Origin of the sequence: Streptococcus mitis, from assembly GCF_002096755.1 — a bacterium.
Classification (GTDB): Bacteria; Bacillota; Bacilli; order Lactobacillales; family Streptococcaceae; genus Streptococcus; species Streptococcus mitis_AC.
This window is the reverse complement of sequence record NZ_NCVF01000009.1, coordinates 1-336: the sequence shown is the minus strand read 5'-3', so window position 1 is coordinate 336 and position 336 is coordinate 1. Positions and strand designations below refer to the sequence as shown.

Below are 336 nucleotides of genomic sequence, written 5' to 3'. Positions count from 1 at the left end.
CTTGCTGAAGCTGATGCACTTGTACTTGCTGAGGCCGACGCACTTGTCGATGCTGAGGCCGACGCACTTGTTGACGCTGAAGCTGACGCACTTGTCGAGGCTGAGGCTGATGCACTTGTACTTGCTGAGGCCGACGCACTTGTCGATGCTGAGGCCGACGCACTTGTTGACGCTGAGGCTGATGCGCTAGTGCTTGCTGAAGCTGACGCACTTGTCGATGCTGAGGCTGATGCACTTGTCGATGCTGAAGCTGATGCACTTGTCGATGCTGAAGCCGACGCGCTTGTACTTGCTGATGCTGATGCGCTTGTTGACGCCGATGCTGACGCACTTGTG

The 336-nt window shown here is 56.5% G+C and carries 1 protein-coding gene; it reads left to right on the top strand.

The annotated features are described in order from the left end of the window. Positions 1-336, top strand: a 336-nt coding sequence (locus B7700_RS11145) for a hypothetical protein (protein ID WP_192855635.1), incomplete at both ends; no start/stop codon positions are given.